The organism is Streptococcus oralis, from assembly GCF_019334565.1.
GTDB lineage: Bacteria > Bacillota > Bacilli > Lactobacillales > Streptococcaceae > Streptococcus > Streptococcus oralis_CR.
Genome location: NZ_CP079724.1, coordinates 1,586,082 through 1,611,211, shown reverse-complemented (window position 1 = coordinate 1,611,211; position 25,130 = coordinate 1,586,082). Strand labels below are relative to the sequence as shown.

At 40.9% G+C, this 25,130-nt stretch carries 17 protein-coding genes and 1 pseudogene; 17 read left to right on the top strand and 1 reads right to left on the bottom strand.

Annotation, left to right across the window (positions count from 1 at the left end; all coding sequences use genetic code 11):
• The first annotated feature begins 1 nt into the window (after position 1).
• The 15 genes from cps4B (at position 2) to rfbB (ending at position 15,292) form a co-directional block, all read left to right on the top strand.
• Entirely contained in the window at positions 2–733 is a 732-nt protein-coding gene (gene cps4B / locus KX728_RS07820; RefSeq protein WP_215804341.1) for a capsular polysaccharide biosynthesis protein Cps4B, read from the top strand.
• 8 nt (positions 734–741) lie between these two features.
• Complete coding sequence (gene cpsC, locus KX728_RS07815) at positions 742–1,434, top strand: capsular polysaccharide biosynthesis protein (RefSeq protein WP_215804342.1); 693 nt, start codon at positions 742–744, stop codon at positions 1,432–1,434.
• A 9-nt stretch (positions 1,435–1,443) separates the two neighbouring features.
• The gene (locus tag KX728_RS07810; protein ID WP_061588742.1) at positions 1,444–2,136 is read left to right on the top strand and encodes a tyrosine-protein kinase; all 693 of its coding nucleotides are present in this window, start codon (positions 1,444–1,446) and stop codon (positions 2,134–2,136) included.
• A 22-nt stretch (positions 2,137–2,158) separates the two neighbouring features.
• Positions 2,159–3,526, top strand: a complete 1,368-nt coding sequence (locus KX728_RS07805; RefSeq protein WP_049520844.1) for a sugar transferase — start codon at positions 2,159–2,161, stop codon at positions 3,524–3,526.
• A 30-nt stretch (positions 3,527–3,556) separates the two neighbouring features.
• Positions 3,557–4,729 carry a beta 1-4 rhamnosyltransferase Cps2T gene (cps2T, locus tag KX728_RS07800; protein WP_215804343.1) on the top strand — a complete coding sequence of 391 codons (1,173 nt, stop codon included), beginning with the start codon at positions 3,557–3,559 and terminating at the stop codon, positions 4,727–4,729.
• Between the two features lie 3 nt (positions 4,730–4,732).
• Positions 4,733–5,890, top strand: a complete 1,158-nt coding sequence (locus KX728_RS07795) for a glycosyltransferase family 4 protein (protein ID WP_000822224.1) — start codon at positions 4,733–4,735, stop codon at positions 5,888–5,890.
• Positions 5,891–5,892: 2 nt separating this feature from the next.
• Positions 5,893–6,891 (top strand): stealth family protein, encoded by a 999-nt coding sequence (locus KX728_RS07790; protein WP_061421395.1) that lies wholly within the window; start codon positions 5,893–5,895, stop codon positions 6,889–6,891.
• Positions 6,892–6,925: 34 nt separating this feature from the next.
• A complete protein-coding gene (locus tag KX728_RS07785; RefSeq protein ID WP_084849938.1) occupies positions 6,926–7,891 on the top strand; it encodes a glycosyltransferase family 2 protein in 966 nt (321 codons plus the stop codon).
• A gap of 38 nt (positions 7,892–7,929) precedes the next feature.
• The gene (locus KX728_RS07780) at positions 7,930–9,090 is read left to right on the top strand and encodes a hypothetical protein (protein ID WP_061421393.1); all 1,161 of its coding nucleotides are present in this window, start codon (positions 7,930–7,932) and stop codon (positions 9,088–9,090) included.
• Positions 9,087–10,499, top strand: coding sequence for a flippase (locus tag KX728_RS07775; RefSeq protein ID WP_215804344.1), 1,413 nt, complete (start codon positions 9,087–9,089; stop codon positions 10,497–10,499). The genes KX728_RS07780 and KX728_RS07775 overlap by 4 nt, the downstream gene beginning before the upstream one ends.
• 9 nt (positions 10,500–10,508) lie before the next feature.
• Positions 10,509–11,612 carry a UDP-galactopyranose mutase gene (gene glf, locus KX728_RS07770; RefSeq protein WP_215804345.1) on the top strand — a complete coding sequence of 368 codons (1,104 nt, stop codon included), beginning with the start codon at positions 10,509–10,511 and terminating at the stop codon, positions 11,610–11,612.
• Positions 11,613–11,639: 27 nt separating this feature from the next.
• Entirely contained in the window at positions 11,640–12,692 is a 1,053-nt protein-coding gene (locus tag KX728_RS07765; RefSeq protein WP_049477782.1) for a glycosyltransferase, read from the top strand.
• Between the two features lie 71 nt (positions 12,693–12,763).
• Positions 12,764–13,633 carry a glucose-1-phosphate thymidylyltransferase RfbA gene (gene rfbA, locus KX728_RS07760; RefSeq protein ID WP_000676121.1) on the top strand — a complete coding sequence of 290 codons (870 nt, stop codon included), beginning with the start codon at positions 12,764–12,766 and terminating at the stop codon, positions 13,631–13,633.
• Positions 13,634–14,227: a dTDP-4-dehydrorhamnose 3,5-epimerase family protein gene (locus KX728_RS07755; RefSeq protein WP_215804346.1), complete on the top strand. Its 594-nt coding sequence runs from the start codon at positions 13,634–13,636 to the stop codon at positions 14,225–14,227.
• Between the two features lie 18 nt (positions 14,228–14,245).
• Positions 14,246–15,292 carry a dTDP-glucose 4,6-dehydratase gene (gene rfbB, locus KX728_RS07750; RefSeq protein WP_049477780.1) on the top strand — a complete coding sequence of 349 codons (1,047 nt, stop codon included), beginning with the start codon at positions 14,246–14,248 and terminating at the stop codon, positions 15,290–15,292.
• Between the two features lie 60 nt (positions 15,293–15,352).
• Here the strand turns inward: rfbB and rfbD are convergent, their stop codons facing one another.
• On the bottom strand, positions 15,353–16,207 hold the full coding sequence (rfbD, locus tag KX728_RS07745; RefSeq protein WP_215804347.1) for a dTDP-4-dehydrorhamnose reductase: 855 nt from the start codon (positions 16,205–16,207) through the stop codon (positions 15,353–15,355).
• A 237-nt stretch (positions 16,208–16,444) separates the two neighbouring features.
• On the opposite strand from rfbD, the pseudogene KX728_RS07740 reads away from it, so the two are divergent.
• Positions 16,445–18,427, top strand: a pseudogene (locus tag KX728_RS07740) (peptide ABC transporter substrate-binding protein).
• Between the two features lie 277 nt (positions 18,428–18,704).
• The gene (locus tag KX728_RS07735; RefSeq protein WP_215804348.1) at positions 18,705–25,070 is read left to right on the top strand and encodes a SpGH101 family endo-alpha-N-acetylgalactosaminidase; all 6,366 of its coding nucleotides are present in this window, start codon (positions 18,705–18,707) and stop codon (positions 25,068–25,070) included.
• Positions 25,071–25,130: the final 60 nt, after the last annotated feature.

The following is a 25,130-nucleotide window of genomic DNA, read 5'->3' as shown; positions in this document are numbered from 1 at the left end:
CATGATAGATATCCATTCGCACATCGTTTTTGATGTGGACGATGGTCCAAAGTCGATAGAGGAGAGTAAAAAACTTCTTAGAGAGGCCTATAGTCAAGGAGTGCGGACAATCGTTTCAACATCGCATAGACGAAAAGGAATGTTTGAAACTTCTGAAGAAAAAATCGCAACCAACTTTCTGAAGGTACGAGAAATGGCTAAGGAAGTTGCTGATGACCTAATCATTGCCTATGGGGCAGAAATCTACTATACGCCAGATGTTGTTGAGAAGTTAGAAAAGAAATTAATCCCAACCCTTAACGATAGTCGCTATGCTTTGATTGAGTTTAGTATGAATACAGCTTATCGAGATATGCATAAGGGATTGAGTGATATTCTAATGCTAGGCATTACACCCGTCATTGCCCACATTGAACGTTACGATGCTTTGGAAAACAATGAAAAGCGCGTGCGAGAGCTGATTGATATGGGATGTTATACTCAGGTCAATAGTTCTCATGTTTTGAAACCAAAACTCTTCGGAGAAACCTATAAATTTATGAAAAAGAGAGCCCAGTATTTCTTGGAACGAGATCTGGTTCACGTGATAGCAAGTGATATGCACAACTTGGATCACAGACCTCCTCATATGGAGGAAGCCTATGATATCATTGCCAAAAAATACAGTGAAGATAAGGCTAAGGAACTTTTTAAGGATAATCCCCGAAAAATAATAATGGATCAATTGATTTAGGAGAAAAAATGAAAGAACAAAATATGATGGAAATCGATGTATTTCACTTACTTAAAATCCTTTGGAAACGAAAATTGTTAATTGCTTTGGTAGCATTCGTGACAGGGACAGTAGCATTTGCCTACAGTAGTTTTATTGTGAAGCCGGAGTTTACGAGTACGACCCGAATTTATGTGGTCAATCGCAATCAGGGAGATAAGCCTGGCTTGACTAACCAAGACTTGCAAGCAGGATCTTATTTGGTAAAAGACTATCGCGAAATCATTCTCTCGCAAGACGTTTTAGAGAAGGTTGCGACTGATTTGAAACTAGAACTCCCTCCAAAAGGTCTAGCTAGTAAAATCAAGGTAACAGTTCCAGTGGATACGCGTATTGTATCTATTTCTGTTACAGACCGTGCACCTGAGGAAGCTAGCCGTATCGCCAACTCTTTGAGAGAGGTTGCGGCTCAAAAGATTATCAGCGTCACTCGCGTTTCGGATGTGACAACGCTTGAAGAAGCACGCCCTGCAACATCGCCATCTTCACCAAATATTCGTCGCAATACCCTGGTTGGATTCCTTGCGGGGGCGGTTGTAATGGTTGTCACAGTTCTCCTAGTTGAGCTCTTGGATACACGAGTGAAACGTCCAGAAGATATTGAGGACGTGATGCAAATAGCACTATTGGGAGTAGTTCCAAATTTGGATAAATTGAAATAGGAGAGAAAAATGCCAACGTTAGAAATTGCACAAAAAAAATTAGATTTGGCAAGAAAAGCAGAAGAATACTACAATGCCCTTCGCACCAATATTCAATTGAGTGGGAATAACTTGAAAGTGATTTCCATTACCTCTGTCAAACCAGGAGAAGGAAAATCAACAACTTCTACCAATATTGCTTGGGCTTTCGCTCGTGCGGGCTATAAGACGCTGTTGATTGATGCGGATATCCGTAATTCAGTCATGTCAGGTGTCTTTAAATCACGGGAAAAAATTACAGGTCTAACAGAGTTTTTGTCAGGTACAACAGACCTATCACAAGGTTTATGTGAAACCAATGTTGAAAATTTGTTTGTCATTCAAGCGGGCTCTGTATCACCAAACCCAACAGCTTTGTTACAAAGTGAAAATTTTGCGACCATGATTGACACCTTACGCAAGTACTTTGACTACATCGTTGTAGATACTGCTCCGATTGGAGTTGTTATCGATGCAGCGATTATCACGCAGAAGTGTGACGCTTCTGTTTTAGTAACTGCTGCTGGTGAAACAAATCGTCGTGATGTCCAAAAAGCTAAAGAACAACTCGAACAAACAGGCAAACCATTCTTAGGAATTGTGCTTAATAAACTCAATACTTCAGTTGAAAAATATGGCTCCTATGGAGCATATGGAAACTATGGGAATTATGGCAAAAAATAATAAATAGTTTAGGGAAGATATTATGGAAGAAAAGGGATTGAAGATTACTTTGGCGACAATCCAGAGTTTTCTTGTCATTTTATTAGCTTATTTACTTAGTTTTGTTAAGGAAACAGAGATTGTAAATACTTCTGTTATTATCTTGTTCATTCTTCATTTTTTTATTTTTTATATCAGTGATTATGGGCATGATTTTTTTAAAAGGGGTTATTTAGCAGAGTTTATCAACACGACAAAGTATATCGTGTTCTTTGCTTTAGCTATCAGTATTTCGAATTTTTTCTTAGAAGATCGTTTTAGTATCTCTAGACGAGGAATGATTTATTTTTTGACAATACACTCTATTCTGTTGTATTTGTTGAATCTATGCATTAAACGCTATAGAAAAAGCATCTTTCCAAATCTCAAGGGGAGTAAGAAGATATTCTTGATAACAGCGACCTCTAGGGTTGAAAAAGTCATCGATAGGCTGATAGAGTCGGGAGAAATTTTTTGGAACTTGGTGGCAGTCAGTGTTTTAGACCAGCCTGATTTTCAGCATCAATCCTTAACGGTTGTACCTGCTGAGAATATCTTAGACTTTGCTACTCATGAAGTTGTCGATGAGGTCTTTATCAATCTACCAAGTGAAGAGTACGACATCGGGGAGTTTATCTCACTTTTTGAGACAATGGGAATTGATGTTACAGTTAATCTGAATGCTTTTAATAACTATCTAGGTAGTGATAAAAAGATTCGTGGGATGGCAGGGCTGAATGTTATCACGTTTTCTACAAAATTTTATAAGACCAGTCATGTCATTGCTAAACGGTTCATTGATATTGTCGGTTCGATTGTCGGCTTGATTATTTGTGGTTTGGTGAGCATTGTTTTGGTTCCGATGATTCGACAAGATGGTGGGCCAGCGATTTTTTCTCAAACGCGTATTGGAAAAAATGGTCGACATTTCACTTTCTATAAATTTAGATCTATGTGCGTGAATGCTGAGCAGCGGAAACAAGAACTTTTGGCGCAAAATACTATGCAGGGGGGCATGTTTAAGGTCGATGATGATCCTCGTATCACTCCAATTGGTCGCTTTATTCGTAAGACCAGCCTAGATGAGTTACCGCAGTTTTGGAATGTTTTAATGGGAGATATGAGTCTGGTCGGAACCCGTCCCCCAACAGTGGATGAGTATGAGAAATATACTCCTGAACAAAAACGTCGATTGAGTTTTAAACCTGGGATAACAGGCTTGTGGCAAGTCAGCGGGCGAAGTGAGATCAAGGATTTCAATGAAGTTGTTAAATTAGATGTGGCCTATATTGATGATTGGACTATTTGGAAAGATATTGAAATATTGTTAAAGACCGTTAAAGTTGTATTTATGAGAGATGGGGCGAAGTAATTTCTGCCCTTCAGTCCTGTTAGGAGAGAAATGAAACAGTCAGTTTATATTATTGGTTCAAAGGGGATTCCTGCTAAGTATGGAGGATTTGAAACCTTTGTTGAAAAATTAACCGAATATCAAAAAGACAGCAACATACAATACTATGTTGCTTGTATGCGTGAAAATTCTGCTAAGTCTGGCATTACGGAAGACCAGTTTGAGCACAATGGAGCCATTTGCTTCAACATCGATGTACCCAATATCGGCCCGGCCCGCGCCATCGCTTACGATATTGCAGCGGTCAACAAGGCTATTGAATTGGCTAAGGAGAACAAGGACGAGGCTCCCATTTTTTACATTCTAGCTTGTCGCATCGGTCCTTTTATTTCTGGACTTAAGAAAAAAATTCGTGCGATTGGTGGCTCTTTGCTGGTGAATCCTGATGGTCATGAATGGTTGCGAGCAAAATGGAGCCTTCCAGTTCGTAAGTACTGGAAATTTTCAGAGCAGCTCATGGTCAAACATGCAGATTTACTGGTCTGTGACAGTAAAAACATTGAAAAATATATCCAAGAGGATTATAAGCAGTACCAACCAAAAACCACCTATATTGCCTATGGGACAGATACAGCTCCTTCAATCCTGAAAGCAGAAGATGCCAAAGTTCGAGATTGGTATAAGGAAAAAGAAGTTAGCGAAAATGGCTATTATCTAGTAGTGGGACGATTTGTTCCTGAAAATAACTACGAAGCCATGATTCGTGAATTTATCAAGTCCAAGTCCAAAAAGGACTTTGTTCTCATCACAAATGTGGAGCATAATAAATTTTACGACCAGTTGTTACGGGATACTGGTTTTGACAAAGATCCTAGGGTCAAATTTGTCGGTACTGTCTATGACCAAGAGTTGCTCAAGTACATCCGTGAAAATGCCTTTGCCTATTTCCATGGGCATGAGGTTGGAGGAACCAACCCTTCTCTACTGGAAGCTTTAGCATCCACAAAACTAAATTTGTTGCTAGATGTTGGTTTTAACCGTGAGGTTGGTGAAGACGGGGCCATTTATTGGAAAAAAGATGAGTTGGCACGCGTCATTGAGGAAGTAGAGGGATTTGATCAGGTAGTGATAGCTGACTTGGATTTCAAGTCAAGCCAAAGAATTATCTCAGCTTTCACATGGGAAAAGATTGTGTCAGATTATGAAGAAGTGTTTAAAGGATAGGGAATGAAACGGATTTTATACTTGCATGCTGGTGCAGAAATGTATGGAGCAGATAAGGTTTTATTGGAATTGATAAAAGGATTGGATTCCAAAGAATTTGAAGCTCACGTCATCTTGCCAAATGACGGTGTTTTAGTCGAGGCTTTGCGCCAAGTTGGAGCTAAGGTCAGCGTGTTGGATTATCCGATTTTACGTAGAAAATACTTTAATCCTAAAGGCATTGCCGACTATATTCGCTCTTATAATTTCTATGCTAAGCAAATCGCCCTCTATGCTCGAGAACACAGTATAGATATGGTTCACAATAATACAGCGGCTGTTTTGGAGGGCATCTATTTGAAACGCAAGCTCAAGCTGCCTTTGATTTGGCATGTTCATGAGATTATCGTCAAACCCAAAGCTATTTCTGACTTTATCAATATGCTCATGGGACGATATGCAGACAAGATTGTGACGGTGTCCCAAGCGGTCGCTAATCATATCAAGCAGTCTCCCTTTATCAAAGATAGCCAAGTGGAAGTGATTTATAACGGTGTCGATAATGCTGTCTATTATCCAATGGATGCGTCTTCTATTCGTGAAAAATTTGACATTGCGCAAGATGCACTTGTGATTGGCATGATTGGTCGGGTCAATGCTATTAAAGGACAAAATGATTTCATAGAAGCAGTCGAGCCACTTTTGGAAAAGAATGAGCAAGCGGTGGCTTTCCTGGCTGGAGGTGTTTTTCCTGGTGAAGAATGGCGCTTAGAAGAACTAGATAAGAGAATAGCTTCTTCATCTGTTGTGTCACAAATTCATCGTATTGATTACTACGATAAGACTTCTGAACTTTATAATATGTTTGATATCTTTGTCTTACCAAGTATAAAACCTGATTCCCTACCTACAGTAGTCCTAGAAGCCATGGCTTGTTCAAAACCAGTTGTTGGTTATAACAATGGGGGAATAGCTGAAATGGTAGTAGATGACAAAAGTGGTTGCTTAGTCAAACCAAATCGTCCTCAAGAACTTTCTAATGCCATTTCTCTCTTACTAGATAGTTCTGAAAAAAGAGAAAAATTTGGGCGAGTAGGATATCAGAGACAAAAAGAGCTGTTTTCTTTGGAGAGTTACATCAAGAACTTCTCGGAGTTGTATAAAACAGATAGAAAAGATTAGTTATGAATAAAATAGATTTTGTTGTTACTTGGGTTGATGGTGGAGATCCAATTTGGCAAGCCAAGAAAGCTAAATATTCTGGAGCTGTGGATACTTCTAAAAACAGCATGAATTCTGTGAAAGCCTACCGTGATTGGGGAACTTTTAAATACTGGTTTAGAGGGGTTGAAAAGTTTGCACCATGGGTTAATAAGGTCTACCTCGTGACCGACCAGCAAAAGCCAAGCTGGTTAGATATAAATAGTGAAAAATTGGTGTTGGTAGATCATACAGAGATTATCTGTAATGACTACCTGCCAGTTTTTTCTGCCAATCCTATCGAAAGTAACATCCATCGAATCCCTGGTCTCTCTGAGCATTTTGTTTTTTTTAATGACGATATGTATTTGACAGCTCCAGTCGAGCCGACAGATTTTTTCTCAGAGGATGGTTTACCCAAATATAATACGGCTCTTTCACCGATTATTCCTGAGCGATATGGAACGGGGAATTTTCAGGTAAATGACATGGAGATTGTCACTAGCTATTTCAGTCGAAATGAAATTTTGAAGAATGGCCAATTCTTTGATCCAAAGCAGGGATTAAAAAGTATCGTTAAGTCGCTACTATACAGAAATAGTCAGTTTATCTGTGGTTTCTGGGAGAGTCATCTGCCCTATCCTCTACTAAGATCAACGATGAACTTGGTATGGGAAAAGGAAAAAGCTGTCTTGGAAAGAACCTCGGCTAGTCGCTTTAGAAATCCTTCTGATACCAATGTTTGGCTCTTTAAGTATTGGCAGATTGCCAGTGGTAAATACGCTATCGGAAATCCTAAGTTGGGAGGACTCTTTTCTTTGGATAATGCCGGACCAGATTTTTGGAAGATACTAAATTCTGGCAAATACCAAATTATGTGTATCAATGATGGATTTAACATTCAAGACGAGGAGCAGGTGATGACAGACTTTATCAAGGCTATGGATCAACTGCTTCCAGATAGAAGTTCATTTGAGATTTAAACTGTAAAACTAAGTAAGAGAAAGAAAAGAAAATATGATTTCGGTAATTGTGCCTGTTTATAATGTGGAGGACTACCTTCATTATGCCATGGAGAGTTTGGAACATCAGACTTACAAGGATATGGAAGTCCTCTTGATTGATGACGGCTCGAGTGATGGCTCAGGACACTTGTGTGACCAGTATGCCCAGCAATATGATTGGGTGACTAGCTACCATAAGGTCAACGGTGGCTTGTCTGATGCTCGGAACTATGGGGTCTTGAAAGCCAAGGGTGACTGGATTACTTTCCTAGATCCAGACGACTATCTGGAACCCTGCGCCTTGGAACTGCTAGCAGAGCTACAAAGTCGTACCCAAGCAGATATGGTGAGTGGCAAAGTAGAGCCAACAGCTCACTATCATCGTTTTCAAAATTTTCACTTGGATCAGCTTGATTTAGACCAAGTTAAGGTCTATGACAAGGCAAAGGCTCTGACTGAGATGCTTTATGGAGACCTTGTAACGGTCTCTGCTTGTGGGAAACTCTATCGGAAAGAACTTCTTGAGAAAGCTCCCTTCCCCAAGGGGCGCATCTACGAAGACCTCTATGTTATCAGTGAGCATCTCAACCAAGCCCAATCCGTGGCCTTGTACCATCTTCCGATTTACCATTATTACCATAGACCTGGTAGCATTACTGCCTCGGCTTTCACGCCAAAACAATACGAGTTTTACGAAGCAATTGATCATTTAAAAGAGGTTGTGAATGCAACCTATCCTGAGAGTTCAGAACTCCAAGAAGCCATCATTTCACGCTTCTTTACAGGAAGTCTTCTTATCTTTACGATGATTAAGGATGGGGATTCGGTAGAATTCAAGAGACTTCAGGAGAAAACCAGGCCTTATTTGCCTCTTGTCTTGAAGAATGCTAGAGTTAGCAAGAAACGTAGGATCCTCTATGTTTTAATTACTAAGTATCCGCGGCTCTATTATCAATTTAAAAAGTTAAAAAAATCCTAAGTAAGAGTTAGGGATGAAAGAAGAAAAGGAAAAAGAAAATGTTAAAGTTAGAACGTGATAAATTGCTAATTGCAGCAGTTTTAATAGTGGTTGTCTCCATAGATATGATCAATACGTCTATGTTAGCTCCTGTTTTACCTAATATTCCTAATGTAGTTCCTTTTTTTGCGGTCCTGTTACTTGCTATGCGATTTGCTTATATTCATCACTACTCTATAAGCTATCTCATCTTTGCACCAATTCTTCTTTTTGCTGGGGGCATGGTTTACTATAAGACTGGGAACCTTAATGCATTGATGTATATGTTTCTGCTTGTCTTTCTTTACAAGGCTGAGATGGAAAGTGTACTTAAAATATACTCTGTTGTAGCCTTGTTTTTTATTGTATTGATAGTGTTCTTGGCCGTGATTGGTGCTATTCCAAACTTGCAATTTGTCCAATCACGATCTGCGGGAGTCGTTGTTCGAAATTCATTTGGCTTTATTTATCCAACTGATTTTGCTTCTCACTGTTTTTATCTATATACAGCTATATCGTATATCTTTAGAAAGAAATTCATTGTTTTACGGACTGCCTTAGGATTTGGTCTGGCTTATTTCATTATTCGATATTGCGATGCGAGGCTTAATGCCGCTTCTATTACTGTAATGGCGCTCATTTTTCTGTACTTTTATTTCCGAAATGATAAACAGCGACGGCTTTTTGCTTTACTTCCTTTATCGGCTGGTATAGCGTCTTCAATAATGATTTATCTCTCTTCTAAATTTACCTGGTCTCATCCAATGTATGTGGCTCTAAACAATTTTTTTAGTATGAGATTACACCTAGGACATGAGGCACTAAAAAAATATGCAGTGCAGTGGTTTGGGATTCGGGGCATATCATTTGTCGGTTATGGGGGGCGTACAGAATCCGTTTTGAGCTACGACTATGTAGACTCTTCCTACGTTCAGATGCTCTTTACCTATGGGATGATTCCAGTTCTCTTATTGGTCGTGTTATACATAGTTAGGTCTTGGTCACTTTATCGCAAAAAGAATTATTTGCTATTGACGGCCTTATCCTTAATAGCAGTCAACTGTATGTTTGAGGCCTTCTGGGTTCGCCCGTCTTATAATATTTTTATGTTTACTCTATTTGCAACCTTGCCAGTTATTGAATTTGAATCGAAGAAATCTACAACGAGGAACTCCTTGTGAAAGTATTAAAAAATTATTTATATAATCTTTCTTATCAGCTGTTAGTAATCGTTTTACCAGTCATTACTACACCCTATATTACTCGGGTTTTCTCATCCAATGACTTAGGTTCCTATGGGTACTACAACTCAATAGTAACTTACTTTATACTCTTAGCGAAACTTGGGGTGGCCAATTATGGGACTAAGGAAATTTCCGGCCATCGTAAGGAAGTTGAAAAGACCTTCTGGGGTATTTACAGTTTACAAGTCCTTTCAACCTGTTTAGCGGTTATACTTTATATAATTGTTTGTTTGCTTGTACCGTCAATGAACAATCCAATTGCTTATATTCTTGGCTTTAGTTTGCTGTCTCGTGGTTTTGATATCTCTTGGCTCTTTCAAGGGTTAGAAGATTTCAAAAAAATCACTGCTCGTAACACAATGGTCAAACTTCTAGGTGTTGTATCGATATTCCTATTTGTTAAGAAACCATCTGACTTGTACTTGTATATCATCCTCTTGGTTGCCTATGATCTACTAGGTCAGTTGAGTATGTGGCTTCCTGCTCGGGAGCACATTCGCAAGCCGCATCTGGATATAGCCTATGCCAAAGAGCATATCAAACCAGTCATTCTCTTGTTTCTGCCACAGATTGCCATTTCGCTCTACATCACGCTAGATCGCACTATGTTAGGTGCCTTGTCTTCGACCAAGGATGTCGGGATCTATGATCAAGCCTTGAAATTATTGAATATTTTGTTGACCTTGGTAACTTCGCTAGGTAGTGTCATGTTGCCTCGGGTCTCCAATCTCCTCTCATCAGGCAATCAAAAGGCGGTTAACAAGTTACATGAAATGTCTTTCTTAGTGTATAACTTGGTTATCTTCCCGATGATTGCGGGGATTTTGATTGTTAACAAAGATTTTGTTAATTTTTTCCTGGGGCAAGACTTCCAAGATGCTCGCTATGCGATTGCCATCATGGCCTTTAGAATGTTCTTTATTGGCTGGACCAATATCATGGGAATTCAAATCTTGATTCCTCACAATAAGAATCGTGAATTTATGCTATCAACAACTATTCCAGCTGTTTTTAGTGTGGGCTTGAATCTCCTCTTAATCCCGCCTCTGGGCTATATTGGAGCTTCAATTGTATCTGTTGCGACTGAAGGTTTGGTCTGGCTGATTCAACTCTACTTTACACGTTCGTATCTAAAAGAGGTCAAGATTCTACCATCCATGCTAAAAATACTTCTAGCAGCACTACTGATGTACGGCGCCCTGTATTCTGCACAAGCTTTCATGCACTTCTCGTCTGTTGTGAATGTCTTAATCTATGCTGTACTTGGTTTCCTAGTCTATGGTGGCTTGATTTTGCTCTTACGTGTCTTGGATTTTCAAGAACTAAAAAGTGTTTTAAAGAAATAAGGAGATTTTATGTACGATTATTTGATTGTCGGTGCTGGCTTGTCAGGTGCAATCTTTGCCTACGAAGCTAACAAACGTGGCAAGAAGGTGAAGGTGATTGATAAACGAGAACACATTGGTGGGAATATCTATTGCCAATCTGTTGAAGGAATCAATGTCCACAAGTATGGAGCTCACATCTTCCATACATCCAATAAAGAGGTCTGGGATTATGTCAATCAGTTTGCAGAGTTTAACAATTACATCAATTCTCCTATTGCCAACTATCAAGGACATCTTTACAATCTGCCTTTTAACATGAATACTTTCTATGCTTTGTGGGGGACAAAGACACCCCAAGAAGTCAAGGACAAGATTGCTGAGCAGACGACACACATGCAAGATGTTGAGCCTAAAAACTTAGAGGAACAAGCCATTAAGTTGATTGGTACGGATGTCTATGAAAAGCTAATCAAGGGCTACACCGAAAAGCAATGGGGGCGTTCTGCTACTGAACTACCACCCTTTATCATCAAGCGTTTACCAGTTCGATTGACTTATGACAATAATTATTTCAACGACCGTTACCAAGGGATTCCAATTGGTGGTTACAATGTCATCATCGAAAAGTTGTTGGAAGGAATCGAAGTAGAGCTCAATACAGATTTCTTTGCTGATCGTGAGAACTTGGAGGCTTCAGCAACTAAGATTGTCTTCACAGGGATGATTGATCAGTTCTTTGACTACAAGTTTGGTGAACTAGAGTATCGTAGTCTCCGTTTTGAGCATGAGATTTTGGATCAAGAAAATTATCAAGGAAATGCTGTAGTCAACTATACTGAACGTGATATTCCCTATACGCGAATCATCGAACACAAACATTTTGAGTTTGGGACTCAAGCCAAGACCGTTATTACTCGTGAATATCCAGCAGATTGGAAAAGAGGAGATGAACCTTACTATCCAATCAATGATGCCAAAAACAATGCAATTTATGAGCAGTATCTAGCAGAAGCTGAGAAAAATGGGCGAGTTATTTTCTGTGGGCGCTTGGCAGATTATAAATACTATGATATGCACGTGACTGTTGAACGTGCATTGGATGTGGTAGAAGAAGAACTAGGGAGTATCTAAGAACATCACGGATAAAGGGGAGAAAAGGTGAAATATTATCTGAAAGATTCATTTCTGCATAATGCACACGAAAAGAATGCAGGGAGTAAGGCACGAAATGACGTGGAAGCTATTCTAATCTCAGAGGGTTATGAGGGCTTGGAGCTCAAGGTTGAGAATTGGTATAAGATGAATTTCTTTAAAGCTCAACAACACAAATATCGTGCGACCAAGTCTGTGTTTGATCAGTTGGGAGCTGGAGATGAATTGGTGATTCAGTTCCCTATTATCCACCATACATTTTTCATCTCACAACTCATCAAGCAGGCGCAAAAAAGAGGAGCAAAATTCTATCTGTTGATCCATGATATTGAAACCTTGCGTCATGCAGCAGGTTCGGAAGTGAAATTCCGTCATAAAGTGCGCAATTACTTCCAGGAAAAGAAAGCTTTGATGTCAGTGGATGGCATTATCGTTCATAACGATATCATGAAGAAAGTTCTGGTAGGTCAAGGAGTGCCAGCAGATAAAATGGTTAGTTTGGAGATTTTTGACTATCTGATTCCTAACTTTGAGGTACAAACTCTTCCTCAAAAAGACCAACCTATTATCGTAGCTGGAAATTTGAATCCTGCAAAGTCAGGTTATCTTTATAACTTGCCAGACCAGCCCGCCTATAACTTGTATGGGGTGGGCTACGATGAAAGTCGTGCATTGAAAAACACTAGCTACTTTGGTTCCTTTATGCCAGATGACCTCCCCGCTGCTCTTGAAGGTAGTTTTGGTTTGGTATGGGACGGAGACAGCTCAGAGACCTGCCAAGGTTCTTACGGAAACTATCTACGCTTTAACAACTCGCACAAGGCCTCTCTCTACTTAGCTTCAGGTTTTCCCCTAATAGTCTGGAAAGAGTCGGCTCTCGCACATTTTGTTCTGGATAAACAGTGTGGTCTAGCAGTTGATTCTCTACACGACCTCCAAAAAGTACTAGATGATTTGACACTTCAAGACTACAAGGAACTTTCAGAACAAGCTAGGAAAGTTGGAGCTGCTCTTCGAGACGGAGCCTATTTAAAAGCTGCCTTATCCAAATTGAAGTAAATTCCTTAGGGAATTTGGGACAAAATGAAATATAATATAGGATAGGTAATTAGCCAGAAAGGAAGCCTATTATGAAAGGTATTATTCTTGCGGGTGGTTCGGGAACGCGCCTGTACCCACTTACTCGAGCTGCGTCAAAACAGCTGATGCCAGTTTATGATAAACCCATGATTTACTATCCTTTGTCAACCTTGATGTTGGCTGGGATTAAGGACATTTTGATTATCTCAACACCACAGGATTTACCCCGTTTTAAGGATCTGCTCTTGGATGGCTCCGAATTTGGGATCAAGCTTTCCTATGCGGAACAGCCTAGTCCCGATGGACTTGCTCAGGCTTTTCTTATCGGTGAAGAATTTATCGGCGACGATAGTGTTGCTTTGATCTTGGGCGATAATATCTATCATGGGCCTGGTTTGAGCAAAATGCTTCAAAAGGCAGCCAAGAAAGAGAAGGGTGCGACTGTGTTTGGCTACCAAGTGAAGGATCCAGAGCGTTTTGGTGTGGTCGAGTTTGATACAGACATGAATGCTATTTCCATAGAAGAAAAACCGGAGAATGCTCGCTCTAACTATGCAGTGACAGGTCTTTATTTCTATGACAATGACGTTGTGGAGATTGCTAAACAGATCAAACCAAGTGCTCGTGGCGAGTTGGAAATCACAGATGTTAACAATGCTTATTTGAAGCGTGGGGATTTGTCAGTTGAAGTTATGGGGCGTGGTTTTGCCTGGCTGGATACAGGGACGCATGAGAGCCTGTTAGAGGCCTCCCAATATATCGAAACGGTTCAAAGGATGCAAAATGTTCAGGTTGCCAACCTGGAAGAAATTGCCTACCGAATGGGTTATATCAGCCGCGAAGATGTGCTGAAGTTGGCGCAACCTCTCAAGAAGAATGAATACGGGCAATACTTGCTTCGTTTAATTGGAGAAATCTAGATGACAGATAATTTTTTCGGCAAAACACTTGCAGTGCACAAGATTGATGCCATTCCAGGTATGTTAGAGTTTGACATTCCAGTTCATGGAGACAATCGTGGCTGGTTTAAGGAAAATTTTCAGAAAGAAAAGATGCTACCGCTTGGTTTTCCTGAAAGCTTCTTTGCTGAAGGAAAACTGCAAAATAACGTCAGCTTTTCTCGTAAAAATGTTCTTCGAGGACTCCATGCTGAACCTTGGGACAAGTACATCTCAGTAGCAGATGGTGGCAAGGTTCTGGGTTCTTGGGTTGACCTACGTGAAGGTGAGACTTTTGGAAATGTTTATCAGACCGAGATTGATGCAAGTAAGGGAATCTTTGTCCCTCGTGGCGTGGCCAATGGTTTCCAAGTCCTCTCGGATACAGTTTCTTATAGCTATCTGGTCAATGACTACTGGGCACTTGAACTCAAGCCTAAATATGCCTTTGTCAACTATGCAGATCCAGCCTTGGGCATCCAGTGGGAAAACCTAGCAGAAGCAGAAGTTTCGGAAGCAGATAAACATCATCCACTGCTTAAGGATGTCAAACCACTAAGAAAAGAAGATTTGTAAAAAGGTTAAGGAATAAAAATGACTGAATACGAAAATATCATCGTGACGGGTGGAGCAGGATTTATCGGTTCTAACTTTGTTCATTATGTTTATAATAACTTTCCAGACGTCCATGTGACAGTACTGGACAAGCTGACTTATGCGGGTAATCGTGCCAATATTGAAGAAATTATAGGTGATCGTGTTGAGTTGGTTGTTGGAGATATTGCTGATGCAGTCTTGGTAGACAAGCTGGCAGCTGAAGCGGATGCTATCGTTCATTATGCGGCAGAAAGTCACAATGACAACTCGCTCAATGATCCGAGTCCCTTTATCCATACCAACTTCATCGGGACCTACACTCTTTTGGAAGCAGCACGTAAATACGACCTTCGTTTCCACCATGTTTCGACTGACGAAGTCTATGGGGACCTGCCTTTGCGTGAAGATCTGCCAGGTCATGGAGAAGGTCCAGGTGAGAAATTTACGGCTGAAACCAAGTACAATCCCAGCTCTCCTTACTCATCAACCAAGGCGGCTTCAGACTTGATTGTCAAAGCTTGGGTGCGCTCATTTGGTGTCAAAGCGACTATTTCCAACTGTTCAAATAACTATGGTCCTTACCAGCACATCGAGAAGTTCATCCCGCGCCAGATCACCAATATCTTGAGCGGTATCAAGCCAAAACTCTACGGTGAAGGTAAGAATGTCCGTGACTGGATTCACACCAATGATCATTCATCAGGTGTTTGGACGATTCTAACCAAAGGTCAAATCGGGGAAACCTACTTGATTGGTGCGGATGGTGAGAAGAACAATAAGGAAGTCCTAGAACTCATCCTCAAGGAAATGGGGCAACCAGCTGATGCTTATGACCATGTGACAGACCGTGCCGGCCATGACCTTCGCTATGCTATCGACGCTAGCAAGCTTCGTTATGAACTAGGGTGGAAGCCAGAGTTTACCAATTTTGAAGCAGGTCTCAAAGAGACCATCAAGTGGTACACGGATAACCAAGACTGGTGGAAATCAGAAAAAGAAGCAGTCGAAGCTAACTATGCCAAGACGCAACAAGTGATTAAATAATCAGATACTAAAAAGCAAGAGAATTTAAAGCCTCTTGCTTTTTATATATGTCATAAACTTTTATTTTCTTACTTCTTGTTTATAAAATTCTTTAAGGGCATCTTGCCAGGTTGGAATGACGAAACCTGTGGTCTTCGCTTTGGCTAAACTCATGGTTGAGTTGAGGGGGCGTTTAGCCTTGGCAGGAAACTTGCTGGAGTCTACTGGAATCACTTCAACATCACTGTCCTTAAGAATCTCGACAGCGAAGTCATACCAAGTGGTATCTTCAGTGGAGTCATTTGATAAGTGGTAGTAGCCATACTCTTTTTGATTATCAGTCAGGTAGGTCATGAACTCAGCCAAGGTACGTGTCCAAGTTGGGCGGCCGTGTTGGTCGTTGACAACAGTGAGAGTTTTATGGGTTTTAGCAAGATTTTGCATGGTAAAGACAAAGTTTTTGCCATAATTTCCAAAGACCCAAGCAGTGCGGATGATATAATGCTGTGACGTAAGGTTTTCAACGAGTTCCTCACCCATTCGCTTGGTACGCCCGTACTCTGTCTGCGGACCAGGTAGGTCATCGACTTCCCATTCTTGTCCTACTGGTTTTTTCCCATCAAAGACATAGTCTGTCGAGATATAGACCAGAGTAGCTCCGTATTTCTCAGAGGCCTTGGCTACATTTTCAGTTCCAGTTACGTTGATGGCAAAATCCAGTTCTTTTCCCTCATCTTCTGCCGCATCAACAGCAGTATAAGCTGCACAATGATAGACCAGAGTTGGATTAACCTCGGCAAAGACTTTCTCAACCATTTCAGCATTGGTGATATCCATTTCGGCCACATCCACGGCAACATAGTCCACATTTCGTTCATCTAGTAAATAACGTAGTTCGGTACCGAGTTGACCATTTGCACCTGTAATTAATATCATTGTCTTCTCCTTAACTTTTCTTCTATCTAATCATAGCAAAAAAATGATAAAAAATCTGATTTTCGGTCCTTGTTTTGCTGGTTTAAGATATAAAAATATAGTATTAGAGAATCATAATTTTATAATAGAAAACTTATTTTTCAGAATTTACCAAATTAATTCAAAAATTCTGAAAATTATATTGACATGTTTCTGAAAAGGGACTATAATGGGGTGAAAGTTTTAAAGGAGAAAACAATGAAAAGTTCAAAACTACTTGCCCTTGCGGGTGTGACGTTATTGGCAGCTGCGACTCTTGCGGCTTGCTCTGGATCAAGTTCAAATGCTAAAGGTGAGAAAACATTCTCATACATTTACGAAACGGATCCTGATAACCTAAACTATTTGACAACTGGTAAGGCAGCTACAGCAAATATTACTAGCAACGTTATTGATGGCTTACTTGAAAATGACCGCTATGGGAATTTTGTACCATCTATGGCTGAGGATTGGTCTGTATCTAAGGATGGATTGACTTACACGTATACACTCCGAAAGGATGCAAAATGGTATACATCTGAAGGTGAGGAGTATGCAGAAGTTAAAGCTCAAGACTTTGTAACTGGTCTTAAGTATGCTGCTGATAAGAAATCAGATGGTCTTTACCTGGTTCAGGAATCTATCAAGGGATTGGATGCCTATGTCAAAGGAGAAATTACAGATTTTTCTCAAGTAGGAATCAAAGCTCTTGATGATTATACCGTTCAATACACATTGAACAAGCCAGAAAGTTTCTGGAATTCTAAGACAACAATGGGTGTTCTGGCTCCTGTTAATGAAGAATTTTTGAACTCTAAAGGGGATGACTTTGCTAAAGGTACGGACCCAAGCAGTATTCTCTATAATGGACCATTCTTACTCAAATCAATCGTAGCCAAATCATCAGTCGAGTTCGAAAAGAATCCAAACTATTGGGACAAAGACAATGTCCATCTTGATAAAGTGAAATTATCCTTCTGGGATGGTCAAGATACTAATAAGCCAACTGAAGCTTTCAAAGACGGTAGCTTTACAATGGCTCGCCTCTTCCCAACAAGTGCTAGTTACTCAGAGACTGAAAAAACATTCAAAGACAATATCGTTTATACCCAACAAGATTCTACTACTTATTTAGTAGGCACAAATATCGATCGCCAGTCTTATAAGTACACTTCTAAGACAACAGATGAGGAAAAAGTATCAACCAAGAAGGCACTTTTGAATAAGGACTTCCGTCAAGCTATTGCATTTGGTTTTGACAGAACAGCCTACGCTTCTCAAGTAAATGGTGCAAGCGGGGCTACTAAACTGCTTCGTAACTTATTTGTTCCTCCTACATTTGTACAGGCAGATGGGAAAAACTTTGGGGAATTAGTTAAGTAAAAATTGGTGACCTATGGAGATGAGTGGAGCAACGTAAACTTGGATGATGCCCAAGATGGACTCTACAATCCTGACAAAGCCAAAGCAGAGTTCGCTAAAGCTAAGGCGGCCCTTCAAGCGGAAGGTGTGAAATTCCCAATCCACTTGGATATGCCTGTAGATCAAACCAATACAACAAAAGTTCAACGTGTTCAATCTTTTAAACAGTCAGTTGAAGAAAATCTAGGATCAGATAATGTGGTTATCGACATCCAACAGCTCCAAAAAGATGATGTTCAAAACATTACCTACTTCGCTGAAACTGCGGCTGGAGAAGACTGGGATATCTCAGATAACGTGGGTTGGTCTCCAGACTATATCGATCCATCTACTTATCTTGATATTATCAAGCCTTCTGTAGGAGAAAATACGAAAACATATCTAGGATTTGATTCTGGGACAAACAACGCTGCGGCTAAGCAAGTTGGTTTAGAAGATTACGAAAAAATGGTTGTGGAAGCTGGTGAAGAAACCACTGATGTTTCAAAACGTTATGAGAAATATGCTGCTGCCCAAGCTTGGTTGACAGACAGTGCCTTGCTCATCCCAACAACTTCTCAAACTGGTCGTCCAATGTTGTCTAAGATGGTATCATTTACACTTCCATTTGCATACTCTGGTAACAAGGGTATGAGTGAAGCCCTTTTGTACAAATATCTAGAAGTACAAGATAAGGCAGTGACAACAGAAGAATACCAAAAAGCTCAAGAAAAATGGTTAAAAGAAAAAGAAGAGTCAAATAAAAAGGCCCAAGAAGAACTCGCAAACCATGTGAAATAACTTTAAAAAAGTAAAGGATTTAGCCATCGATATGATGGTTAAGTCCTTTTTTATCTTGGTATAAGTCCCTGAATGATTAGAGATAGGATTTTTCAGAAAAGAGAAAATTTTAGTGAATTTTACCTATTTCCTATTGCTTTCTGCCCTTTTATTTGTTATATTAAAAGTACAATTATTTTTTATTTATAACAGTTAAGCTTAGCACTTTCAGAGAAAGGAGTATTTTTTAAAAAAGAAATGTAAACGCTTACTGGAAAATGAAAGGATTTAGGAGTTCATGGATAAACGATTTTTTGAAAAACGCTGTAAGTTCAGTATTCGTAAATTTACGCTTGGAGTAGCTTCGGTGATGATTGGAGCGACTTTCTTCGCAGCTAGCCCAGTATTAGCTGATCAAGCAAGAGTTGGTTCAACAGATAATTTGCCGAGTGAACTAGCTGATTTGGATAAGAAGGCTAGTGATGAGGGGCACGATTTTGACAAGGAAGCTGCCGCTCAGAATCCTGGTTCAGCTGAAACTACTGAAGGCCCTCAAACAGAAGAAGAGTTGTTGGCTCAAGAAAAAGAAAAGTCTGAAAAGCCAAGCAATCTGCCAAAAGAATTAGAAGATAAGTTGGAGAAAGCTGAAGACAATGGGCGCGAAGTTGACAAGGATCAATTGGCCCAAGATACTGGAAAGCTCGTCCCAGAAGATGTGGCTAAAACGACCAATGGAGAATTAAACTATGGCGCGACTGTTAAGATCAAGACGCCATCAGGAGAAGGTAGCGGTATTGTCGTTGCTAAAGACCTTGTCTTGACGGTTTCTCATAACTTTATCAAGGATAGCCAAGACGGCAATATCCGTAAGGTTGTGGATAATGACCAGGGGGATGGAGATATCTATAGCATCTCATATCCAGGATTGCCAGATGTCAAGTTTAGCAAGAAAGATATTATTCATTGGGATCGTGAAGGCTATCTGAAAGGATTCAAAAATGATTTGGCCCTTGTGAGATTGCGTACAGTTCTAGAAAATACGCCTGTTGAAGTAACTAAAAAGCCAGTTGTTAAGAAAATCGGAGATAAGCTTCATGTCTTTGGTTATCCAGAAGGGAAATTGAATCCGATTGTCAATACTACAGTTGATTTTGCGGAACCATACGGGGAAGGTGTCCAAGGGATTGGTTACCAGGGAGGAAAACCGGGTGCTAGTGGCGGCGGTATCTTTGATACAGAAGGAAAACTAGTCGGTGTGCACCAAAATGGTGTAGTTGGAAAACGGAGCGGAGGCATTCTCTTCTCACCAGCTCAACTAAAATGGATCCAAGACCATATGCAGGGAATTTCAAGTGTGAAACCAGCCGACTTGGAAGAGAAAGAGAAACCGGCTGAAGAAAAACCAAAAGAGGATAAAACTGCAGCTGCTAAACCTGAAACACCTAAGACAGTGACTCCTGAATGGCAAACAGTAGCGAATAAAGAGCAACAAGGAACAGTCACTATTCGTGAAGAAAAGGGTGTTCGCTACAATCAACTGTCTTCAACGGCCCAAAATGACAATGATGGCAAACCAGCCTTGTTTGAAAAACAAGGATTGACAGTTGATGCTAATGGAAATGCGACGGTTGATTTAACCTTCAAAGATGATTCTGAAAAGGGCAAATCACGTTTTGGTGTCTTCTTGAAATTTAAAGATACCAAGAACAATGTTTTTGTTGGTTATGATAAAGATGGCTGGTTCTGGGAGTATAAATCTCCAACCGATAGCACCTGGTATAAGGGGGGACGTGTAGCAGCGCCTGAGACAGGATCAACTAACCGCCTATCAATTACCCTCAAGTCAGATGGACAACTCAATGCAACGAATAATGATGAGAAACTCTTTGATACGGTCACTTTGCCAGCAGCTGTTAATGAAACTCTCAAAAATGAGAAGAAAATCGTCCTAAAAGCTGGTTCCTATGGCAATGAGCGTACGGTTGTCAGCGTTAAAACAGACAATCAAGAAGGTGTAAAAGCGGATGATACTCCTGCCCAGAAAGAAACAGGTCCGGCTGTTGATGATAGCAAGGTGACTTATGATACGATCCAGTCTAAGGTCCTCAAGGCAGTGATTGACCAAGCCTTCCCTCGTGTCAAGGAATACACCTTGAATGGACATACTTTGCCAGGACAGGTGCAACAGTTCAACCAAGTCTTTATCAATAACCACCGAATCACTCCTGAAGTCACTTATAAGAAAATCAATGAGACAACAGCAGAGTACGTGATGAAGCTTCGCGATGATGCTCACTTAATCAATGCGGAAATGACAGTTCGTCTGCAAGTTGTGGATAATCAATTGCATTTTGATGTGACCAAGATTGTCAATCACAATCAAGTCACTCCAGGTCAAAAGATTGATGACGAAAGAAAATTGCTCTCTACGATTAGTTTCCTTGGCAATGCTTTAGTCTCTGTTTCAAGTGATCAAGCTGGTGCTAAGTTTGATGGGGCAACCATGTCAAACAATACCCATGTCAGCGGAGATGATCATATCGATGTAACCAATCCAATGAAGGATTTGGCTAAGGGTTACATGTATGGATTTGTTTCTACAGATAAGCTTGCTGCAGGTGTTTGGAGCAATTCTCAAAACAGCTATGGTGGTGGTTCGAATGACTGGACTCGTTTGACAGCCTATAAAGAAACAGTTGGAAATGCCAACTATGTCGGAATTCACAGCTCTGAATGGCAATGGGAAAAGGCTTATAAGGGCATTGTTTTCCCAGAATACACGAAGGAACTTCCAAGTGCCAAGGTTGTTATCACCGAAGATGCCAATGCTGACAACAAAGTCGACTGGCAAGATGGTGCCATTGCTTATCGTAGCATCATGAACAACCCTCAAGGTTGGGAAAAAGTCAAGGATATCACTGCTTACCGTATCGCGATGAACTTTGGTTCTCAAGCACAAAACCCATTCCTTATGACCTTGGATGGTATTAAGAAAATCAATCTCCACACAGATGGTCTTGGGCAAGGTGTTCTCCTTAAAGGATATGGTAGTGAAGGTCATGACTCTGGTCACTTGAACTATGCTGATATTGGTAAACGTATTGGTGGTGTTGAAGACTTCAAGGCCTTGATCGAGAAAGCGAAGAAATATGGAGCTCATCTAGGTATCCACGTGAATGCTTCTGAGACTTATCCTGAGTCTAAATACTTTAATGAAAGTATTCTTCGTAAGAATCCAGATGGAAGCTACAGCTACGGCTGGAACTGGCTAGACCAAGGTATCAACATTGATGCTGCTTATGACTTGGCGCATGGACGTTTGGCTCGCTGGGAAGACTTGAAGAAAAAACTTGGTGATGGACTCGACTTTATCTATGTGGACGTTTGGGGAAATGGTCAATCAGGTGATAACGGTGCCTGGGCTACCCACGTTCTTGCTAAAGAAATTAACAAACAAGGCTGGCGCTTTGCGATCGAGTGGGGTCATGGTGGTGAATACGACTCTACCTTCCAACACTGGGCAGCTGACTTGACCTATGGTGGCTACACTAATAAAGGTATCAACAGTGCCATCACACGCTTTATCCGCAACCACCAAAAAGATTCATGGGTTGGGGACTACAGAAGTTACGGTGGTGCAGCCAACTACCCACTTCTAGGTGGCTACAGCATGAAAGACTTTGAAGGCTGGCAAGGACGAAGCGACTACAATGGCTACGTGACTAACCTCTTTGCCCATGACGTCATGACTAAGTACTTCCAACACTTCACTGTAAGTAAATGGGAAAATGGTACACCAGTTACCATGTCTGATAACGGTAGCACCTATAAATGGACTCCAGAAATGAAGGTTGAGCTAGTCGATGCAGCAGGTAACAAGGTTGTTGTGACTCGTAAGTCAAACGATGTCAATAGCCCGCAATACCGCGAACGTACAGTAACGCTCAACGGACGTGTCATCCAAGATGGTTCAGCTTACTTGACTCCTTGGAACTGGGATGCAAATGGTAAGAAACTTCCTACTGATAAGGAAAAAATGTACTACTTCAATACGCAAGCTGGTGCAACAACTTGGACACTTCCAAGCGATTGGGCAAATAGCAAGGTTTACCTTTACAAGCTAACTGACCAAGGTAAGACAGAAGAGCAAGAACTAACTGTAAAAGATGGCAAGATTACCCTAGACCTTCTAGCAAATCAACCATACGTTCTTTACCGTTCAAAACAAACCAATCCTGAAATGTCATGGAGCGAAGGCATGCACATCTACGACCAAGGATTTAACAGTGGAACTTTGAAACACTGGACCATTTCTGGTGATGCTTCTAAGGCAGAAATTGTCAAATCACAAGGCGCAAATGAAATGCTTCGTATCCAAGGCAATAAGAGCAAGGTCAGCCTTACTCAGAAACTGACTGGCTTGAAACCAAATACCAAGTATGCGGTTTATGTTGGTGTCGATAACCGTAGTAATGCTAAGGCAAGTATCACAGTGAATACTGGCGAGAAAGAAGTGACTACTTATACTAATAAGTCACTCGCTCTCAACTATATCAAAGCATATGCTCATAACAATCGTCGTGAAAATGCTACAGTTGATGATACAAGTTACTTCCAAAATATGTATGCCTTCTTTACAACAGGTTCAGATGTATCAAATGTCACTCTGACATTGAGTCGTGAAGCTGGTGATGAAGCAACATACTTTGATGAAATTCGTACCTTTGAAAATAATTCAAGCATGTACGGAGACAAGCATGATACAGGTAAAGGAACCTTCAAACAAGACTTTGAAAATGTAGCTCAAGGTATCTTCCCATTTGTAGTAGGTGGTGTCGAAGGTGTCGAAGACAACCGCACTCACTTGTCTGAAAAACACGATCCATATACACAGCGTGGTTGGAACGGTAAGAAAGTTGATGATGTTATCGAAGGAAATTGGTCATTGAAGACCAATGGACTAGTGAGCCGTCGTAACTTGGTTTACCAAACAATCCCACAAAACTTCCGCTTTGAGGCAGGTAAGACTTACCGTGTAACCTTTGAATACGAAGCAGGCTCTGACAATACCTATGCCTTTGTAGTCGGTAAGGGAGAATTCCAGTCAGGTCGTCGTGGTAGCCAAGCAAGCAACTTGGAAATGCATGAATTGCCAAATACTTGGACGGATTCTAAGAAAGCCAAGAAGGCAACCTTCCTCGTGACAGGTGCAGAAACAGGCGATACTTGGGTAGGTATCTACTCAACTGGAAATGCAAGCAATACTCGTGGAGATGCTGGCGGAAATGCCAACTTCCGTGGTTACAATGACTTCATGATGGACAATCTTCACATCGAGGAAATTACGCTAACAGGTAAGATGTTGACAGAAAATGCTCTGAAAAACTACTTGCCAACGGTTGCCATGACTAACTACACGAAAGAGTCTATGGATGCTTTGAAAGAGGCGGTCTTTAACCTCAGCCAAGCAGATGATGACATTAGCGTAGAAGAAGCGCGTGCAGAGATTGCCAAGATTGAAGCCTTGAAGAATGCTTTGGTTCAGAAGAAAACAGCCTTAGTAGCAGAAGACTTTGAAAGTTTGGATGCGCCATCTCAACCAGGTGAAGGTCTAGAGAATGCCTTTGATGGCAATGTGTCTAGTCTATGGCATACATCTTGGAATGGCGGAGATGTAGGCAAGCCTGCAACCATGGTCTTGAAAGAACCAACTGAAATCACAGGACTTCGCTATATTCCACGTGGCTCAGGATCGAATGGTAACTTGCGTGATGTAAAACTGGTTGTGACAGATGAGTCTGGTAAGGAACATACTTTCACTGTAACTGATTGGCCAGATAACAACAAGCCAAAAGACATTGATTTTGGCAAGACAATCAAGGCTAAGAAAATTGTCCTTACTGGTACCAAGACTTACGGAGATGGTGGCGATAAATACCAATCTGCAGCGGAACTCATCTTTACCCGTCCACAGGTAGCAGAAACACCACTTGACATGTCTGGCTATGAAGCAGCTTTGGCTAAGGCGCAGAAATTAACAGACAAAGACAATCAAGAGGAAGTAGCTAGCGTTCAGGCAAGCATGAAATATGCGACGGATAACCACCTCTTGACGGCAAGAATGGTTGCCTACTTCGCAGACTATCTCAACCAATTAAAAGATTCTGCTACGAAACCAGATGCTCCAACAAGTAGCAAGGGTGAAGAACAACCACCAGTTCTTGATGTACCTGAGTTCAAAGGCGGCGTCAATGCAACAGAAGCAGCTGTACATGAGGTTCCTGAGTTCAAGGGCGGCGTTAATGCGGTTGAAGCAGCTGTACATGAAGTCCCTGAGTTCAAAGGCGGCGTTAATGCGGTTGAAGCCTTGGTTCACGAATTACCAGAATACAAAGGTGGAGTCAATGCGGTCCAAGCCTTGGTAAACGAGAAACCAGCCTACACAGGTGTATTGGCTACTGCTGGAGAACAAGCAGCTCCAACAGTTGAAAAACCTGAGTACCCGCTCACTCCAAGCCCAGTAGCTGATGCTAAAACTCTGGAAGATAAAGAAGGGAAACTTCCTGCTACAGGAGAACATGGTTCAGAAGCAGCCCTCTTCTTGGCAAGTGTGAGCATCGCTTTATCTGCTGCAGTTCTTGCGACAAAACGTAAAGAAGATTAATGAAATTTGATTTCAGCAGTTCAAAGCAACTTGAATCAAAAAGGAACAAACAGCCGGAGA

Excerpts from the sequence above, each read along its gene's own strand:
- cps4B (WP_215804341.1), top strand. The coding sequence starts at position 2 with ATGATAGATATCCATTCGCACATCGTTTTTGATGTGGACGATGGTCCA.
- cpsC (WP_215804342.1), top strand. The coding sequence starts at position 742 with ATGAAAGAACAAAATATGATGGAAATCGATGTATTTCACTTACTTAAA.
- KX728_RS07810 (WP_061588742.1), top strand. The coding sequence starts at position 1,444 with ATGCCAACGTTAGAAATTGCACAAAAAAAATTAGATTTGGCAAGAAAA.
- KX728_RS07805 (WP_049520844.1), top strand. The coding sequence starts at position 2,159 with ATGGAAGAAAAGGGATTGAAGATTACTTTGGCGACAATCCAGAGTTTT.
- cps2T (WP_215804343.1), top strand. The coding sequence starts at position 3,557 with ATGAAACAGTCAGTTTATATTATTGGTTCAAAGGGGATTCCTGCTAAG.
- KX728_RS07795 (WP_000822224.1), top strand. The coding sequence starts at position 4,733 with ATGAAACGGATTTTATACTTGCATGCTGGTGCAGAAATGTATGGAGCA.
- KX728_RS07790 (WP_061421395.1), top strand. The coding sequence starts at position 5,893 with ATGAATAAAATAGATTTTGTTGTTACTTGGGTTGATGGTGGAGATCCA.
- KX728_RS07785 (WP_084849938.1), top strand. The coding sequence starts at position 6,926 with ATGATTTCGGTAATTGTGCCTGTTTATAATGTGGAGGACTACCTTCAT.
- KX728_RS07780 (WP_061421393.1), top strand. The coding sequence starts at position 7,930 with ATGTTAAAGTTAGAACGTGATAAATTGCTAATTGCAGCAGTTTTAATA.
- glf (WP_215804345.1), top strand. The coding sequence starts at position 10,509 with ATGTACGATTATTTGATTGTCGGTGCTGGCTTGTCAGGTGCAATCTTT.
- rfbA (WP_000676121.1), top strand. The coding sequence starts at position 12,764 with ATGAAAGGTATTATTCTTGCGGGTGGTTCGGGAACGCGCCTGTACCCA.
- KX728_RS07755 (WP_215804346.1), top strand. The coding sequence starts at position 13,634 with ATGACAGATAATTTTTTCGGCAAAACACTTGCAGTGCACAAGATTGAT.
- rfbB (WP_049477780.1), top strand. The coding sequence starts at position 14,246 with ATGACTGAATACGAAAATATCATCGTGACGGGTGGAGCAGGATTTATC.
- rfbD (WP_215804347.1), bottom strand. The coding sequence starts at position 16,207 with ATGATATTAATTACAGGTGCAAATGGTCAACTCGGTACCGAACTACGT.
- KX728_RS07735 (WP_215804348.1), top strand. The coding sequence starts at position 18,705 with ATGGATAAACGATTTTTTGAAAAACGCTGTAAGTTCAGTATTCGTAAA.